General features: G+C 40.7%; 1 pseudogene. It reads left to right on the top strand.

Going from position 1 to position 810, the window contains the following annotated elements:
* Window positions 1-810 (top strand): annotated as a pseudogene (locus tag JCM21714_RS17790) (nucleotide sugar dehydrogenase); the annotation flags it as partial.

Here is an 810-nt window from a genome sequence, read left to right as displayed (position 1 = left end):
TTATTGCGACACCAACGAACTATGATCCCGATAAAAACTACTTTGATACAAGCAGTGTCGAAACGGTTATTGAAACGGTATTAGATATCAATCCAAATGCCGTCATGGTGATTAAATCAACGATTCCGGTAGGTCATACGTTAGAACTTAGAAAAAAATATAATACGGATAAGATTATTTTCTCCCCCCCAGAATTCTTGCGTGAGGGCAGAGCGTTATATGATAATTTATATCCATCCCGAATTGTGGTTGGAGAAAGTTCCGAGCGCGCGCAAGTATTTGCAGACTTGTTGGCTGAGGGTGCTATCAAAGAGGATATTGATATTCTTTTTACGGATTCCACAGAGGCAGAAGCGATCAAATTATTTGCCAACACCTATCTTGCGATGCGGGTCTCCTTTTTCAACGAATTAGATTCCTATGCGGAAGTACGAGGATTGGATGCGAAACAGATCATTGAAGGAATCGGATTAGATCCACGAATTGGTATGCACTACAACAATCCATCCTTCGGTTATGGCGGCTATTGTTTACCGTAAGACACCAAACAATTACTGGCAAACTATGAGGATGTACCAAACAATATTATGGCTGCGATCGTGGATGCGAATAGAACTCGTAAAGACCATATTGCAAATGCGATTCTTGCTAAAAATCCTAAGGTGGTAGGCATCTTCCGTTTAACGATGAAAACAAACTCCGATAACTTTAGACAATCCGCCATTCAAGATGTCATGAAGCGGATTAAAGCAAAAGGTGCAGAAGTTGTCATATATGAACCGGCGATGCAAGATGAAGAATTCTACGGTT

Source organism: Gracilibacillus boraciitolerans JCM 21714, assembly GCF_000521485.1.
Taxonomy (GTDB): domain Bacteria; phylum Bacillota; class Bacilli; order Bacillales; family Amphibacillaceae; genus Gracilibacillus; species Gracilibacillus boraciitolerans.
This window is presented reverse-complemented; position numbering and strand designations above follow the sequence as displayed.